The sequence below is a fragment of the Streptomyces hazeniae genome, assembly GCF_031845485.1.
Taxonomy (GTDB): domain Bacteria; phylum Actinomycetota; class Actinomycetes; order Streptomycetales; family Streptomycetaceae; genus Streptomyces; species Streptomyces hazeniae.
In genome coordinates, this window is sequence record NZ_JAVREQ010000212.1 from 1 (window position 1) to 429 (window position 429).

Sequence of the window (429 nt, forward strand, 5' to 3'; positions counted from 1 at the left end):
TGGCGCCGTGGAGGAGGGGGGTGAAGAGTTCGAGGGCGTAGGCGTCCCAGGGGATGGGGGAGCACTGGAGCCAGGTGTCGCCGGGTGCGGTGGTGGTGAAGTGCTGGTGGGTGAGGGTGGTGGTGAGCGCTTGGTGGGGGGTGGCGACGCCTTTGGGGGTGCCGGTGGAGCCGGAGGTGAACATCACGCAGGCGGTGTCGTCGGGCGTGATGGGGATGCCTGGTGGTGTGGCCGGCTGGGTGGCGATGGTGGTTGCGTCGCGGTCCAGGAGGACCACGCGGATCGCATCGCTGGACCACTCCGTGTTGTGGCTGGTGGTGGTGATGAGGTGGGTGGCGTGGGAGTGGCCGGTGATGGTGGTCAGGCGGGTGGTGGGGAAGTCGGGGTCGAGGAGGGTGTAGGCGGCGCCGGCCTTGAGGGTGGCGAGGG

At 69.9% G+C, this 429-nt stretch carries 1 protein-coding gene; it reads right to left on the reverse strand.

The features are described 5' to 3' along the window. On the reverse strand, window positions 1-429 hold a 429-nt coding region (locus RM572_RS29375; protein WP_311676385.1), incomplete at both ends, for an AMP-binding protein.